This is a genomic window from Poseidonocella sp. HB161398, from assembly GCF_005870025.1.
In the GTDB taxonomy this organism is placed as follows: Bacteria; Pseudomonadota; Alphaproteobacteria; order Rhodobacterales; family Rhodobacteraceae; genus Mangrovicoccus.
This window is the reverse complement of the sequence record NZ_VATA01000001.1, coordinates 65,436-79,985: the sequence shown is the minus strand read 5'-3', so window position 1 is coordinate 79,985 and position 14,550 is coordinate 65,436. Positions and strand designations below refer to the sequence as shown.

Genomic DNA, 14,550 nt, shown 5'->3' with positions numbered 1-14,550 from the left:
CGGCCCGCATCCCTGGAGGCAAGACATGAACATTGAATCCGGCCATGACGCCGATGTCATCATCGTGGGGGCAGGGCTCTCGGGCATGACCGCCGCGAAGGATCTGGCCGCGGCCGGGCAGTCCGTACTGGTCTTCGACGGCAAGGACCGCGTCGGCGGCCGCACCTGGTGCGATCCCTCCTACCCGGAGGGCGCGATCGATTTCGGCGGCATGTTCGTCGGAACCACGCATTCCCGCTCGACGGCGCTCGGGCTGGAGATGGGGCTGGAGCTGGTCAGGGCCCGCCCCGAAGGCGCCGCCGTCTGGGATCTGGGCGGCACGCCGCTGACCGCCCCCGACGGCTATCCCGAACGGGTGCTGGAGGACGGCACCAGCCTGAAGGACGCGCTGGCCGCCGCCTTTGCCGAGGTGGACAGGATCGCGGCCGAGATCGGCAAGGACGATCCGTGGAACGCGCCTCGGGCGGCCGAGCTCGACGCGATGACCATGCAGGGCTGGCTTGACGCGACCGTCGCCGATCCGCTCGCGCGCCGGATCGTCGGGGCCGATGTCTCGATCATCACCGGCGTCGACCCGTCCGAGATCTCGGCGCTGTTCTTCGCCTTCTACGTCGCCCAGTGCGAGGACATGCATGCGCTGCAGGTCACGTCGAACACGCTCCTGTGGAAGGGCGGCGCCGGGCAGATCGCGGACCGCATCGCCGACCGCATCGGCCGCAGCCGCCTGCGCCTGTCGGAGCCGGTGATCGCCATCGACCATGCGGAGGACGGCGCCACCGTCACCACCATGCAGGGCAGCTACCGCGCCCGCCGGCTCATCCTTGCCCTGCCGCCCTCGGCCGCCGCGCAGATCCGCTTCTCTCCCGAGCTGCCCGATGCCCGCCGCCAGATCAACCGGCGCACCAATTTCGGCCGCTACATGAAGCTGCAGATCCGCTTTGACCGGCAATTCTGGCTCGACAAGGGGCTCTCGGGCGAGATCTTCTCGCTGAACCCGGGCTTCTTCTCGCTCGACGTGACGCGGCCGGACGATGCGCAGGCGACGCTGGTCGTCTTCATCGGCGCCTCCGCCTATGACGCCTGGCATGGCAAGGGCGAAGAGGCGCGCCGCGTCGAGATGCTCGACGCCCTGGCGCGCTGCCTCGGTCCGGACGCGATGACGCCCGCCGCCTATGTCGAGACGCCCTGGAACGAAGTGCCCTTCACCATGGGCGGGCCGGTCTGCCACATGCCGCCGGGCCTGCTGAGCACCGCCGGTCCGGCGCTGCGCGCACCGATCGGGGCGATCCATTTTGCCGGTACCGAGGCCGCGCCGAACTGGACCGGCTACATGGAAGGCGCCGTCCAGTCCGGCGAGGCCGCCGCCGCCGCGATCAAGGCAACCCTGAAAACCGGAGAACCCGCCTGATGACCATCCACCAGACATCCGCCATCGTGCCCGCGGGCATGGAGAGCGCCGGCCCCGATTACGGCTTCGCGCCGGGCCGGGTCGCGGGCGGCCTGCTTTTCGTCTCCGGCCAGATCGGCGTCGACGGCACTGGCGCGCTCGGCGCGACCGAACAGGAGCAGGCACGGCTGGCCCTGGCCAATCTCGGCCGCGTGCTCGAGGCGGCAGGCTGCGGCTTTGCCGACATCGTCGAGATGACCACCATGCATGTCGGCGACTGCACCAAGGTCAACGCCTGGTTCCTCGACCTGAAGAAGGACCTCTTCGCCGATCCCTATCCGGCCTGGACCTCGATGGGCGTGACCAGCCTGGCCATTCCCGGCGCCCTGATCGAGATCAGCGCCGTCGCGGCCCTGCCGCAGGCCTGACCCCCCGGCGGGGCTGCCCCCTTGCTCCGCCGACCCCTCCGGGACGGGCCTGTCCCTGTCCGTCCCGGATCTGTCTCCCGCGCCGGCTTCGCCCGGCCGCGCCAAATCCAGAGGAAACGCGCCATGACCACCCTCGACAAGACCGTCGCCCCCGAGATCGCCGCCGCCATCGACGCCCAGCACGAGCTGATGCGCCTCGCCTACGAGACCGCCGATGCCGCCGCGCTGGCCAATGACTACTTCACGGCGGATGCCTGGGTGGTCGGCAGCGACGACATGACCTGGCGCGGCAGGGAGGGCATGATGGCCCTCTACAAGGACATCGTCGGCACCTATCGCTGGAAGACCGAGCGCGAGAGCCTGATCCAGCTCTCCGATACCGCCGTCATGGAATTCCTGATCGGCACGATCACCCCGGTGAAGCCCGGGGACGAGACCCTGGTCTACAAGATCCAGTTCATCTGGACGCTGGAGGACGGCGCCTGGAAATGCGCCTCGCAGTTCTTCGCCTTCGGCACGAGCTTCACCGCACAGTAAGCCGCGCGCCCGCCGCGCTGCGGGGCCGGTCACGGAAAGCGGGAGAGGGGCCGGCCACATGCGATGGCCGGCCTCTGTGCCTGCGCGTCTTCACGACAGGAGAGACGGATTGAGACTTGGATTTCTGGTTGAGTTGGGGGTTGGAGAGCGGCGGGTGGCGCTTGTTCCCGCGACGGTGGCGCAGGACGCGAGGTCGACGCAATCTAGCGGAACCGGGATTGGCAGCGGGCTGAAAGTCTGTTTGGCCACGGAGCTTGGGCGCAAAGCTGGGAAAATGGACCTGAACGCGGCTGGATTTTCCGTATTCAGGGAGATGCCGTGACCCGTTCCGGAAGTGTTTCCTCCACGACGGTGCCCTGAAGTCCTTCTTCAGCAACCTGCCAAGACTGGTACAGGGACCGTGGCGGAGGCCGGAGGCGGCTTGGGAAAGGGCCGCTTCCCGTGGCTCCGGTGCCGCGCCGGCGGCTTGGACCCTGCCTCCGGCCCCGCTGCTCGCCGCCACCGCGCGGGAAGCCGCCCCGGCATGCGGGGCGGCAGGGGATCAGTCGTCGAGGAAGGCCGTCAGGTCTGTCGCGACCATTTCGGGATTCTCCCAGTACATCGAGTGGCCGTAGCCCTCGTAGGCGATGAAGGTCGCCGCGGGCATCGCCGCCTGCAGATCCTCCTGGTCCTGCGCCTTGGCCATGCCGTCCTGGTCGCCCCAGAGGATCAGCGTCGGCGCCGCGATGCGCTCGGCCGCCAGGGTCCAGTCCACCAGCTCCATGCCCTTGGCCATGCCCGCCCAGGCCCGTTTCGGCATCCCGGCCTCCTCGATGCGCAGATAGGTCAGCATCTCCTCGTCCATGCGGCCGTTATTGCCGCCCCAGTCCTGGATGAACTCCCCCATCGGATCGAGCGGGAAGTCGAGCCCTTCGACCATGTCGAGAAAGCCGCGCCGCCCGCTCTGGTCGAGCCGCGAGGAGATCAGCACCAGTCTCTCGACGCTCGCGGGATGGAGCGCCGCCAGCATGCCGGCATAGATCGAGCCGACCGAATGGCCGACGACCGCCGCCTTGTCATAGCCGAGGGCATGGATGAAGGCGTTCAGATCCTCGGCGAAATCCGTCGGATAGTAGCAGCACTCCGGCTCGGAACTGTCGCCCATGCCGCGCAGGTCGACGGCGATGAAGCGGTGGCCGTCAAGAAAGGGCGCAATGGTCGAGAAGGCCCGCGAGCTGTCCGAGAAGCCGTGGACCAGGATCACCGGATCGGCCTCGGGATCGCCCCATTCGACATAGGCCAGCTCGATGCCGTTGCCGAGATCGGCCATCTGCTTGGCGCCGTTCCAGCTGGCCTGGTCCGGCGGGGCGATGCTGTCGGCGAGCACGGGGCCGCCGAGCCCGAGCGCGAGGAGCGCCGGGAGGATGACTGCGCGTTTCATTTTCTTCTCCTGTTGGGGGGTGTTCAGAACGCCTCGCGGGCGCCGGCCAGCCAGCCGCCGTCGATGACGATGTCGCTGCCATGCAGGTAGGAGGCCGCGTCCGAGGCGAGGAAGGCCGCGAGCCCGGCGATCTCCTCGGGCTGGCACCAGCGCCGCGCGGGGACCCTGGCGACGGCCGCTTCCATGTCCGGCGAATGCTGGCCCTTCTCCTCGGGGATGGCCATCGGGGTCGCGGTTGCGCCGGGGCAGATCGCGTTCACGCGCACGCCCAAGGGCCCGTATTCGAAGCAGAGCTGCCGGGTCAGGCCGAGCACCCCGTGCTTCGAGGCGGTATAGGCCGAGCCGCCGCCCGCCGCGCTATGCGACGAGATCGAGGCGATGTTGACGATGGCGCCCTTGCCCTGCGCGACCATGCCTGGCAGCACGGCGCGGCACATCAGGAAGGGTCCGGTCAGGTTGGTGGCGATGACCTGGTGCCATTCCTCCAGCGGCACCTCATGCGCCGGGGCATAGCTGTCGAGCACGCCCGCGTTGTTCACCAGCACGTCGATCCGGCCCCAGCGTGCAAGCACCGCCGCGATGGCCGCCTCCACGCCGGGCGCATCCGCCACGTCGAGCGCGACGGGCAGGACCTCACCCGCGGCCTCGGCCGCGACGGCTTCGAGCTTGGCCATCGTCCGGCCCAATGCGGCGACCTTCGCGCCGCGGGAGGCGAATTCCCTCACCATGGCGCGGCCCATGCCGGAGCCGGCGCCGGTGATGAGGACAACCTGTCCTTCGTAGTCCTTCAAACTCTGTCCTTTCATGCGGAAACCTCTGCGCGCAGCAGCGTCACGGGATCGCTCCTGCGGATGCGGCCCGGGGTGACGACCTCGGCATAGGAGGCGAAGCCGGGCGTGGCGTAGTCGGGCATTATTCCGTCGGGCATGCGCACCTTGGCGCGGTAGCCCATCAGCGCCGGGATGGTGCGCAGGTCATTGGCCCCGGTCTCGGGGTTCAACTGGGTGACGAGGCAGCGCGGCACGGAACTGCGCACCTTCAGCACGGCCTGGCCGACCTGCAGGAGCTGCCCGTCCCAGCCATCTTCGGCCTCTGGCTCGCCGCAGTCGATCAGCAGGTTGGCGCGGAAGCGGCGCGGGTCGACCGGCCGGCCAAGGGCCTCCTCCAGCCGCCGCAGGCTGCCGGTGGTCATCAGCGTTACCGGCTTGATGTCGATGCCCTCGCCCTGGCCCTGTGCCTCGACCAGCCGCACCTCGCGCCCGGCAACATCCGACAGATGGCGGCTCCAGCCGCCCGCCGCCTCGCGGACCGGGATGCTGCGCAGCCCCATGTAGTCGAGCTGCTCGACCGGCCCTTCGCCATGGCAGGGGCCGGTGATCTCGCGGCCGAAGGGATAGCGCAGGGTCATGCGGTCGCCCTCGACCAGCGCGGTCAATGGCAGGAAGAGCGCGTGCCGCGCGGGCGAGCAGGGCTGGCCGTCGCTGTCGAGGATCAGGAAGCGGCGGTCGCCGGCGATCCCGGTGGACGTCAGCTCCGCGGCATCGATCTGGTGGAAGCGGGTGCATTTCACCGGCGTCATGCCGATGGCCGAAACCAGCATGTCAGGCTCCTGTCTGGGAGGTGTCCCGGGGGGTCCGGGGGGCGCCTGCGCCCCCCGGCTGCGTCTCAGGTCATGGTCTTGGAGATCGACTCGAAGACCCGCTCCGCGCGGCCGAGCCCGTCGAAGACATGGGGCTTCTGGCTGCGGAAATAGGCGGCCAGGCAGGCGCCGGCGAGGAAGACCGCGACCAGCAGCCAGACGATCCAGTCCGAGGCGCCCGGCTCGCCGCCGACCACCAGGTCGAGATGGAGGCAGGCGAAGACGGTGGTGGACAGAAGGACCACGGCGGCCAGGCCCGGCGCGTAGTAGACCTTGAACTTGTTCTCGCGCGCGGGGATGCCGGTCTTGGTGAACCAGCCGATGACCGAGATCGACACGAGCCCCATCAGGAAGATGATGCCGATGGCGCCGATGCCGACGACGATGCCGTAGAGCGCGCCGCCGTCGATGCCGCTGAGGAAGGCAGGCACCATCAGGAGGCCGACGGTGACCGCCACGGCGACCGAGGCGCGGTGCGGCGAGGAATGCCGGTCATGCACGGCGGCAAGGACGGTGGGAAGCGCCTTGTCGACGGCGAGGTTCAGGATGTAGCGCGACAGAACGTTGTGGATCGAAATCAGCGCGGCGAAGATCGACAACACGACCGAGCAGTAGGTGATCTGGGTGAAGACCGGGCCGACGAAGGTGCCGATGCCGTGGGAAAACATCGAGGTCGGGTCCTCCCTGGCAACATCCCAGGCTGCGGAGCCATAGGCCGAGACCAGCGCGTAGCAGGACAGGATGTAGAGCCCGCCGATCAGGATCACGGCGCCGTAGGTCGCGCGCGGAATGGTCTTGTCGGGATCGCGGACCTCGTCGCGGAAGAGCGCGGTCGCTTCGAAGCCCATGAAGACGAGGATGGTGTAGAGCAGCGTCACCGCCATGTCGCCCTGCCCGAAGGAGGCGATGGTGAAGGGTTCGAGGCTCAGCCCCTCGGCGCCGCCCTTGCCCAGGGTGAAGACATTGAAGATCATGACGATGACGACCTCGAACACCATGGCCCAGGTCAGGATCTTCGCCGAAAGCTCGATATGGAAGTAGCCGAGCGTCGAGACCGCGGCCCAGCCGAGGACGGCCCACAGGAGCCAGGGCGTCTCGGGTCCGCCGAAGGAGGCGATCAGCGACGCGGTGCTGACGCCCAGGAAGATGTAGGTGCCGCCCAGCACGCAGAGATAGCCGAAGATCGCGAGGAAGGCGGCGCCGAGCCCGGTCACCTTGCCGAGGCCCGAGCTGACGAAGGCGTAGAAGTCGCCGGGTTTCGGCACATGGCGCGCCATGGTCACATAGCCGATGGCGAAGAGCAGCAGCACCACGGTGGAAAGGCAGAAGGCGAGCGTCGCGCCGGGGCCGCCGAAATAGATGGCGAAGGGGATGAAGCCCTCGACCACGGCAATCGGCGCCGAGAAGGCCAGCACGGTCAGCATCAGCGCGGCGGGACCCATCTTGCCGGATAGCCTTGGCGCGGCCGCGCCCTCCGCGCCCGCGTAACTGTCAGTCGAGGTGGTGATGTCTGTCATGGCGTTCCCTGTCATGGTCCTGGCGGCGGCCGCGGCGCGTCCGGTCCGGCACTGCGGCGGCCGTCCTGCGAAATCGCTCTGCGATCCGGTAAAAACGAACGGTCGTTAGTGTTTTGATCATGCGAATTCCGCTGGCGACACGCCAAGAAAATGCATGGCGCCGGCAAGTTTTGCTTCCCGTCTGCCAGATTTCATGCAGGGAGGCAGGCTATCGCCCGTTCGTCTTGCAGTTTGCGAACGCACGTTCGTACCGGATTCCTTGCATCTCCTCCGGCAAGGCCCTAATTCAGAAGGGTAGCAGGGCCGCAAGGGCCGGAACCCAGGGTGGCACCGCAGCATGACTCCAGAAGCATTGGCGATTCAATTCGAGCACGCGGGCGACCTGCCTGCGCCGGTCCGCGCGGCCATTGCCGAAATGGAGAAGGCCATCGCGCGTCAGGACTGGACGCTGTTCAGCACGAAGAAGCTGGAGATCCTCAAGGTCTTCCTGCGCGTCGCCGCTGCGCAGGGCTATGCCGCGGTGACCATGCGCGGCCTCGGGGCGGAGCTGAACCTGAAGGCGCCGAGCATCTACTCGCATTTTCCCGGCGGCAAGGAAGAGATCATCGCGCATTCGCTGCGCTGGCAGGGTGCGCTTTTCGGCCATGCCATGCTGGAGGCGACCAAGGATGCGCAGGATGTCCGCGGCTTTCTCGACGCGCTGGTGCGCGGCCATTGCGGGATGAACCTGCAGAACCGCGAGAACAACCTGTGGGACATGATCGTCGCCGCCGACCGCGTCGGCCGGTTCCTGCCCGAGGAGCTCCGTTCGGAAATGACCGACTGGCTGCGGATCTGCACCCGTCTCTACAGCTCGGCCGGGGAGGCGCTCGGCGTCGCCGAGGCCGGCCTGAAGGCCCGGCAGATGATGGTGATGATCGACGGCGTCCATTCCTGGGCGGACTGGGACGGCAGCGACGCCCAGCGTGCGGCCATCCTCGACCAGGCCGCCGCCTTCTGCCGGACGATGATGATCCCCTGATGCGGAAAGGCCCGGATCGCTCCGGGCCTCGGGGTGATGCTGCCAGTGTCGTAGAGCCCTCAGGCCGACCGCTTCACGATCGAGACCGGCAGGCGCACATAGGCGCGCGAGCGGTCAGTATTGTCCATCTCCGGCTCGCCCTTCATCTCGAAGCGCTCGACCAGCTCCGCCAGCGTGCCGAGCACGGTCTCGACCTCGGTGCGGCTGATGATCTGGCCCGCGCATTGATGCGGTCCCATGCCGAAGCTCATGTGCATCGCCGCGCCCTTCGGCCGGTCGAGCACCATGGCGTCCGCCTCCGGAAAGACCTCCGGGTCGCGGTTGGCAGCGTCAATGATGAACTTGACCCGCTCGCCGACGGCGATCTGCTGGCCATGGATTTCCATCGGCTCCTGGGTCCAGCGCGCGAAGCTCAGCTCCGGCGGGTAGAGACGGTGGATCTCGTTGATGAAGGCCGCACGCTTCTCCGGTTCGTTGCGGTAGATGTCCCAGATCTCCGGGTTACGGGCGAAATACTCGATCGAGGAGCCGATGATATAGGACGGGTTGTGCCCGCCCGAAGCCCAGAACAGCATCAGCGTCTCGATCACCTCGTCTGAGGAGAGCTCGCCCTCGGCCTCGAGCGCCAGCAGCGCGTCGGCCATGCCGTCGCCAGGATCGGCTCGCTTGTCGTCCAGCATCTTCTCGACCCGTGCGCGGATATAGGCGAACGCTTCGGCCGCCGCCTTGTCATGGTCCGGACCGGCGACGGCCGAAAGCGCGGACATGGTCTTGTGCATCGAGAAGATCGCGGGCTCGAAATCGTCCTCGGGGAAGCCCAGTGCCATGCACATGGCGACATGGCTCGGTCCGACGCCGAGATACATGTTGGCGTCGAAGACCTCTCCGTCCTGCAGACCGGCGATGTAGTCGCGCACCGCGCGCTCGGCGCCTTCGGACCAGCGCTTGCAGAGCTTCGGCGTGAACCACTTGTTGCCGAGGCGGCGCATGCGGGTGTGCTCGGGCGGGTCGATGCCCAGGACCGTGTTCGACAGCGCGGCCCAGGCGCCTTTCGGCACCCAGTCCGGATCGACGATGCTGAGGCTCGCGGTCTTGCCGTATTTCATTACGTCGTCATAGCGGGTGATGACGAAGGTGCCGTCGGTGTCGCGGTAGACCGGATACTCCCGCCGCGCGCGGTCGTACCAGGGATAGGGATCGGCGACATAGGCCGGGTCGGACCAGGGCAGGACCTGGCGGCGGGAGGGGTCGATGACGTTCATGGTCTCTCTCTCGGATGTCCTGGCCTGCCGCGCCGGAACCGGGGCAGGCGGTGATGGGGCTCAGCGGATGACGCGCAGGGGCAGCCTCAGGTAGCGGGCGGAGCGGTCGTCATGGCCGTAGACCGGGTCCCCGGCCAGCTCGAGCGCGGTTGCCCGTTCGGCGACCGCGTCGAGGATCGCCGTCGCCTGGGCCAGCGCGATGGCCTGCCCGGGGCAGATATGGGCGCCGACGCCGAAGCTGAGATGCGCGGGCGTCCCCTCGGGGCGGTCGATGCGGAAGGCATGCGGGTCCTCGAAGACCTCCGTGTCGCGATTGGCGCTGGCCACGAGGAAGCGGATATGCGCGCCCTTCGGGATGGCGACGCCCTCGATCTCCAGGTCTTCGGCCACGAAGCGGTCGAAGGACATCTCGGCGGTGTGCAGCCGCACGAGCTCCGCGAGGATGACCGCGCGCATCTCGGGGCGGGACTTCCACAGCTCGAAATATTCCGGCTGGCGCGCGAAGAGTTCCAGCCCGCCGGTCGTGACATAGGCGGCGTTGGGGGTGGCGGTCGCCCAGAACAGGAACAGCCCCTCGTAGAGCTGGGTCTCGGTCATGTCGCCTGCGGCGGTCTGCTCGATCCAGCTGGCCAGCATGCCAGGCTGCGGATTTCTGCGGGCTTCGGCCAGGTGATGCGAGACGCGGTCGCGCAGGAAGCGGAAGGCGGTATAGGCGCGCTCCTGCTCTTCCGCGCTGACATCGGAGCCGAGCGCGATCATGCAGTCGCGCATATAGGCCGCGCCGGTGCGGTAGCCTTCGCGTCCGACGCCGAGCGCCGTGCACATCGCGTAATGGCCGGGGATCAGCGCGAGGTTCTCGTAGGCCTCGGTGACGCCCTCGGGGCCGAGATCGTCGATGATGCGGTGCACCTCGGCGGCGGACTGCTTCGCATATTCCGCGGTGGCCTTCGGGGTGAACCACTTGTTTGCCTTGCGGCGCAGCGCCGTGTGCGCCGGCGGATCGATTGTGATCACGCTGTCCTTGAACCAGCTCCAAGGACCCTTCGGCGTGCCTTCGGGCGCTTTCATGGTCAGTGCGGGATGCTTGCCGTACTGCACGACATCGCGGTAGCGCGACACGATGTAGCCGCCGGTCAGCGGGTCGAGATAGACCGGTGCCTCGGCGCGCAGGCGGTCGTACCAGGGATAGGGATCGGCGCGGAAGGACGGATCGCGCCAGGGCAGCAGCGTGTCTTTCGGGGCGGTGGCCTGCATGTTCATCTGGTCTCTCTCCGGGTCATTCGGCGGCGATGGCCGTGGCGGGCAGGACGGCTTCGGCCCAACTGGTGCAGGTATCGGCCAGTGGCTCGGTGCGGGCGGCGTCATGGCGGCCGGTCTCGCCAACCTGCGTCGCGCCCAGGTCCTTCAGCAGCGCGGCGAGGATGTCGATGCCGTTGCCATAGGTCTCGTAGGTGCTGTCGCCGAGGCCGAAGGCGGCGAAACGCAGGCCGGAGAGGTCGGGCCTCTCGGATGCCAGCATGTCATGGAAGGGCTGGGCGGTCTCGGGCAGCTCGCCCTCGCCATAGGTCGAGGTGATGATGACGGCAAAGCCGGTGCCGACCAGCGTGGAGCCGTCGGCCTCTTCCATCGGCACGATCTCGGCGTCGTGGCCCGCGGCGCGCAGGACGTCGGCGATGTCGTCGGCGGCCATCTCGGAATTGCCGCTCTCGGTTCCGAAGAGGATCTTGGTCATGCTCAGGTTCCCGTTGTTCATGTTGCTTTTGCCATCTTGGCCGGGAGGCCGCCGAAGGGCGGCGTCCCGGGCGGGTCAGATCAGGCCGCCGGCGTCGAGCTCGGCAAGCACCTCGTCCAGCGCCTTGCCGAAAGCGTCGACGATCATGCCGATCTCCTCAGCGCTGATGATCATCGGCGGCGACAGCAGGATCGCGTCATCGGTCGGACGGGTGATCACGCCATGCGCCTGCATCCGCGCGGCAACCATCGCGCCCAGCGTTCCGGTCTGCTCCAGCGCGGTCTTCGCCGCCTTGTCGGTGACCAGCTCGACCCCGGCCAGCAGCCCGGCGCCGCGCACTTCGCCCACCAGCGGGTGATCGAGATGCTGCCGCAGCCCGGCGCGCAGAAGGTCGCCCATCTCGCCTGCATGTTCGGGCAGGTTCTCCTCCTCGATGATGCGGATCGTCTCCAGCGCCATCGCCGCGGCCACCGGATGGCCCGAGGTGGTGAAGCCGTGCCACATGCCGCCGAGCTTCTCGGACAGCGCATAGATCGGCTCCAGCACCTTCTCGTTCATCAGGATTGCGGCGAAGGGGATGTAGGACGAGGTCAGCTGCTTGGAGAAGACCATGACATCCGGGTGCAGGCCGTAGGTCTGGGTGCCGAACATCTGCCCGGTGCGCCCGAAGCCGCAGATCACCTCGTCGGCGACGAAGAGGATGTCGTATCTGGCGAGCACCGCCTCGATCTTCTCCCAGTAGGTGGCCGGCGGGGTGATCACGCCGCCGCCGCCCATCACCGGCTCGGCGATGAAGCAGCAGATCGTCTCGGGGCCCTCGGCCAGGATCGTCTCTTCCAGCTCGGCGGCGAGGCGGGTGGCGAAGTCCTCTTCGGTCTCGCCGGGCAGGCCGAAATGGTAGAAATGCGGGCAGCCGATCCGCACCACGGGCAGCAGCAGGTCGTGATCCCAGTGGCTGGCATCGAGGCCCGTCAGGTTGTTCGAGGCGATGGTGGCGCCGTGATAGGCGCGGCTGCGGGCGATGATCTTCTTCTTCTGCGGCTCGCCCAAGTGGTTCGCGCGCTGCCACAGGAGCTTGATCACCGTGTCGACCGCCTCGGAGCCGGAGGCGTTGAAGAAGGCCTTGGACATCGGCACCGGCGCCATCTCGATCAGCTTGGCGGCCAGCTCGATGGTCGGCAGGGTCGAGCGGTGCACGAAGGTGTGGTAGAAGGGCAGGCGGTCGAGCTGGGCCTTCGCGGCTTCGCCGAGGCGCCGCTCGCTGAAGCCCAGCCCGGCGGACCACATGCCCGACATGCCTTCGAGATAGCGGTTGCCGTGGATGTCGTAGACAAAGACGCCTTCTCCGCGCTCCATGATCAGCGGCCCGACCTTGCGGTGCCGGACATGGTTGGTATGCGGATGCAGGACCGTCGCGATGTCCTTGGCTTCCATCGAGTTCACTGGCAGGGCCTGGGTCAATGTCGTCTCCCTCGGGATGCGGATCGGGCGTTCGGAAAGGGCGCGCGCGCCCCTTGTCTTGCGTTGCAGTAATAAAAACTAACATTCGTTAGGAAAGCGCCGACAGAAAAATCGGGGCGGAAAACCCGGGGCGGCGCGCCGGCCGCAGCCGATATCGATCAAGAAGCGTGCAGTTTCGGCAGAAGTGACCGGGTTTTATGCGGCAGGCGTTCCGCGCCGCCTGCGATCCTGGGATGGACCGCCACCGGCCGCAGATGCCCGGCTGTCCGCGCTGGCCCGCCAGGACGGGAGAGCGCCAGCGCGCCCGGCTGGATCACCGCCGCCGTGTCGCGTCCTGCCGGCAAGGCGCTTGGCCGCTTCGCGCAGGCGGCGGCCGGGCGCAGTTCTCCCAGCGCCCGTCGAACGATCTCCGGCAGCTGTTCTGCCGCAACTTCGTGCAGATCCGCGCCGGAGCGGCAGCGCGCTGGCCCGCCGGATGCGGCGGGGCCTCGGAGGCAGGGCTTCCGGGAGATAGGAACACCTGTTCGCACGTTCTCCGGTGCGAATGGAAACACGCCGGTTCCGGGACCGGGCAGGGACAGGCGGCAGACGGGCCGCAGACGGGCCATGGACCGGACCGGCCGTCGGCGCCGCGGCGCGAACTGGCAGGGAATGCGATGACAGGCACCATATCCGCCACCGACGGCCTTCCCGGACCGCACATGGCGGCGCCCCGGCTGAAAGGCGCGATGGGACCTGCGGCGCTCATGCTCGCTGTCCTGGCCTTCTCCGCGCCGATGGCCGTGGTCGAGGGCTTCATCCCCTACGCGATCCGCTTCGGCGGTCCGGGCGCGGTCTTCGCCTTCGCGCTGACGACAGGGATCCTGATCCTCTTCGCCCTGGGCTACATCGCCATGACGCGCCGCATGACGGTGCCCGGGAACTTCCATGCCGTCATCACCGCCGGCCTCGGCCGCGAGGCGGGGCTGGGCGCTGCCTTCCTGGCGATCTTCGGCTATCTCTGCGTGCTCGGCGGCAACTACGTCTTCTTCGGCATCTCGGTCTCCGGACTGGTGTCCAGCTTCGGCGGCCCGGAGAGCCACTGGCTGGCCTGGAGCCTCGCGGGCCTGGCCGCGGCCACCATTCTGGGGCATTTCAACATCGAATTCTCCGCCCGCATCCTGACCTGGGCGATGGCGGTCGAGGTGCTGATCGTCGCCATCTTCTGCATTGCCGTCTTCGCCCGGGGCGGAGCGGAGGGCCTGAGCGCCGCCCCCTTCGCGCCGGGCACGTTCCTGCAGGGCAACATGGCCGTGACGCTTCTCTTCACCATCCTCGTCTTCCTGGGCTTCGAGGCGACGGCGCTCTTCCGCGACGAGGTGCGCGACCCGGACCGGACGATCCCGCGCGCGACCTATGGCGCCGTGATCTTCATCGGGCTCCTCTACGTCGCCGCCAGCTACGCGATGGTCAGCGCCCACGGCGCCAGCGCCTGGCAGGTCGCGACAGAAGACCCGGTCTCGATGTTCCCCGATGCGATCGGCGCCTTCGTGCACCCGGTCTTCAAGCAGCTCGCCTATGGCTCGGTGGTGCTGTCGATCTTCGCCGCCTCGGTCTCGATCCACAATGTCGCCGCACGCTACATCCTGGCGCTGGCCGCCCTCCGCGCGCTGCCCGGGTTGCTCGCGGCGGTGCATGCCCGCCACGTCTCGCCGCACATGGCCTCGGCCGCGGTCGGCACCATTGCCGGGCTGACGGTCCTCGGCACCTGTCTCGGCGGCATCGACGGGACAGCCGCCTATGCGGTCGTCATCGGGATCGGCGCCATCGCCATCATCGCGCTGATGGGGCTGGCGAGCTTCGCGGTGACCGGCTGGTTCCTGAAGACCGGCATTCCCGCGGAAGAGGGCGCCTTCCGTGCCGTCGTGGCGCCCGGGATCGCGGGCGCCGTGCTGGCGGGCACGGTTGCCTTCGCCTGCCTCAACCTCGAATACCTGGTCGGCGGCGCGCCGGGACAGAGCGACTGGATCCTCCTGGTCCTCGCGGCGGTCTTCCTGGCGGGAACCGGCGCGGCCGGCTGGTTCCGCCTGCGCCATCCGCGGATCTACGCGGGGCTCGGCGGCGCGGGCTGAGGCAGGCGCGGACCGGGCGCGCGCATCGCCCGGCC

13 protein-coding genes are annotated in these 14,550 nt (G+C 68.2%); 5 read left to right on the top strand and 8 right to left on the bottom strand.

Going from position 1 to position 14,550, the window contains the following annotated elements; translation table 11 throughout:
* Positions 1–25: 25 nt before the first annotated feature.
* From FGX59_RS00350 to FGX59_RS00340, 3 genes are all read left to right on the top strand, one after another.
* On the top strand, positions 26–1,408 hold the full coding sequence (locus tag FGX59_RS00350) for an FAD-dependent oxidoreductase (protein WP_138464279.1): 1,383 nt from the start codon (positions 26–28) through the stop codon (positions 1,406–1,408).
* Positions 1,408–1,815, top strand: coding sequence for a Rid family hydrolase (locus tag FGX59_RS00345; RefSeq protein WP_138464278.1), 408 nt, complete (start codon positions 1,408–1,410; stop codon positions 1,813–1,815). Before FGX59_RS00350 ends, FGX59_RS00345 begins: the two co-directional genes overlap by 1 nt.
* Before the next feature lie 123 nt (positions 1,816–1,938).
* Positions 1,939–2,352 carry a nuclear transport factor 2 family protein gene (locus FGX59_RS00340; RefSeq protein ID WP_138464277.1) on the top strand — a complete coding sequence of 138 codons (414 nt, stop codon included), beginning with the start codon at positions 1,939–1,941 and terminating at the stop codon, positions 2,350–2,352.
* A 541-nt stretch (positions 2,353–2,893) separates the two neighbouring features.
* On the opposite strand, the gene FGX59_RS00335 is transcribed toward FGX59_RS00340, so the two are convergent.
* The 4 genes from FGX59_RS00335 to FGX59_RS00320 form a co-directional block, all read right to left on the bottom strand.
* Positions 2,894–3,772 (bottom strand): alpha/beta fold hydrolase, encoded by an 879-nt coding sequence (locus tag FGX59_RS00335; RefSeq protein ID WP_138464276.1) that lies wholly within the window; start codon positions 3,770–3,772, stop codon positions 2,894–2,896.
* A gap of 23 nt (positions 3,773–3,795) precedes the next feature.
* Positions 3,796–4,578 carry an SDR family NAD(P)-dependent oxidoreductase gene (locus FGX59_RS00330; RefSeq protein WP_138464275.1) on the bottom strand — a complete coding sequence of 261 codons (783 nt, stop codon included), beginning with the start codon at positions 4,576–4,578 and terminating at the stop codon, positions 3,796–3,798.
* Positions 4,575–5,372: an MOSC domain-containing protein gene (locus tag FGX59_RS00325; protein WP_138464274.1), complete on the bottom strand. Its 798-nt coding sequence runs from the start codon at positions 5,370–5,372 to the stop codon at positions 4,575–4,577. The genes FGX59_RS00330 and FGX59_RS00325 overlap by 4 nt, the downstream gene beginning before the upstream one ends.
* A 65-nt stretch (positions 5,373–5,437) precedes the next feature.
* Positions 5,438–6,928, bottom strand: a complete 1,491-nt coding sequence (locus tag FGX59_RS00320) for an APC family permease (RefSeq protein ID WP_138464273.1) — start codon at positions 6,926–6,928, stop codon at positions 5,438–5,440.
* 352 nt (positions 6,929–7,280) lie between these two features.
* On the opposite strand from FGX59_RS00320, the gene FGX59_RS00315 reads away from it, so the two are divergent.
* Positions 7,281–7,949, top strand: a complete 669-nt coding sequence (locus FGX59_RS00315; RefSeq protein ID WP_171060437.1) for a TetR/AcrR family transcriptional regulator — start codon at positions 7,281–7,283, stop codon at positions 7,947–7,949.
* Between the two features lie 59 nt (positions 7,950–8,008).
* Here FGX59_RS00315 and FGX59_RS00310 read toward each other — a convergent pair whose 3' ends face one another.
* The 4 genes from FGX59_RS00310 to FGX59_RS00295 form a co-directional block, all read right to left on the bottom strand.
* Positions 8,009–9,211, bottom strand: coding sequence for a cytochrome P450 (locus FGX59_RS00310; protein WP_138464271.1), 1,203 nt, complete (start codon positions 9,209–9,211; stop codon positions 8,009–8,011).
* A gap of 60 nt (positions 9,212–9,271) precedes the next feature.
* On the bottom strand, positions 9,272–10,471 hold the full coding sequence (locus tag FGX59_RS00305; protein WP_171060436.1) for a cytochrome P450: 1,200 nt from the start codon (positions 10,469–10,471) through the stop codon (positions 9,272–9,274).
* A 16-nt stretch (positions 10,472–10,487) separates the two neighbouring features.
* The gene (locus FGX59_RS00300; protein ID WP_138464269.1) at positions 10,488–10,943 is read right to left on the bottom strand and encodes a flavodoxin domain-containing protein; all 456 of its coding nucleotides are present in this window, start codon (positions 10,941–10,943) and stop codon (positions 10,488–10,490) included.
* A gap of 75 nt (positions 10,944–11,018) precedes the next feature.
* The gene (locus tag FGX59_RS00295; RefSeq protein WP_138464624.1) at positions 11,019–12,377 is read right to left on the bottom strand and encodes an aminotransferase; all 1,359 of its coding nucleotides are present in this window, start codon (positions 12,375–12,377) and stop codon (positions 11,019–11,021) included.
* Between the two features lie 683 nt (positions 12,378–13,060).
* Between FGX59_RS00295 and FGX59_RS00290 the strand changes: the two genes are divergently transcribed.
* Positions 13,061–14,515, top strand: a complete 1,455-nt coding sequence (locus FGX59_RS00290) for an APC family permease (protein ID WP_138464268.1) — start codon at positions 13,061–13,063, stop codon at positions 14,513–14,515.
* Positions 14,516–14,550: the final 35 nt, after the last annotated feature.

Coding starts and splice junctions, on each gene's coding strand:
- FGX59_RS00350 (WP_138464279.1), top strand. CDS start 26: ATGAACATTGAATCCGGCCATGACGCCGATGTCATCATCGTGGGGGCA.
- FGX59_RS00345 (WP_138464278.1), top strand. CDS start 1,408: ATGACCATCCACCAGACATCCGCCATCGTGCCCGCGGGCATGGAGAGC.
- FGX59_RS00340 (WP_138464277.1), top strand. CDS start 1,939: ATGACCACCCTCGACAAGACCGTCGCCCCCGAGATCGCCGCCGCCATC.
- FGX59_RS00335 (WP_138464276.1), bottom strand. CDS start 3,772: ATGAAACGCGCAGTCATCCTCCCGGCGCTCCTCGCGCTCGGGCTCGGC.
- FGX59_RS00330 (WP_138464275.1), bottom strand. CDS start 4,578: ATGAAAGGACAGAGTTTGAAGGACTACGAAGGACAGGTTGTCCTCATC.
- FGX59_RS00325 (WP_138464274.1), bottom strand. CDS start 5,372: ATGCTGGTTTCGGCCATCGGCATGACGCCGGTGAAATGCACCCGCTTC.
- FGX59_RS00320 (WP_138464273.1), bottom strand. CDS start 6,928: ATGACAGACATCACCACCTCGACTGACAGTTACGCGGGCGCGGAGGGC.
- FGX59_RS00310 (WP_138464271.1), bottom strand. CDS start 9,211: ATGAACGTCATCGACCCCTCCCGCCGCCAGGTCCTGCCCTGGTCCGAC.
- FGX59_RS00305 (WP_171060436.1), bottom strand. CDS start 10,471: ATGAACATGCAGGCCACCGCCCCGAAAGACACGCTGCTGCCCTGGCGC.
- FGX59_RS00300 (WP_138464269.1), bottom strand. CDS start 10,943: ATGACCAAGATCCTCTTCGGAACCGAGAGCGGCAATTCCGAGATGGCC.
- FGX59_RS00295 (WP_138464624.1), bottom strand. CDS start 12,377: ATGGAAGCCAAGGACATCGCGACGGTCCTGCATCCGCATACCAACCAT.
- FGX59_RS00290 (WP_138464268.1), top strand. CDS start 13,061: ATGACAGGCACCATATCCGCCACCGACGGCCTTCCCGGACCGCACATG.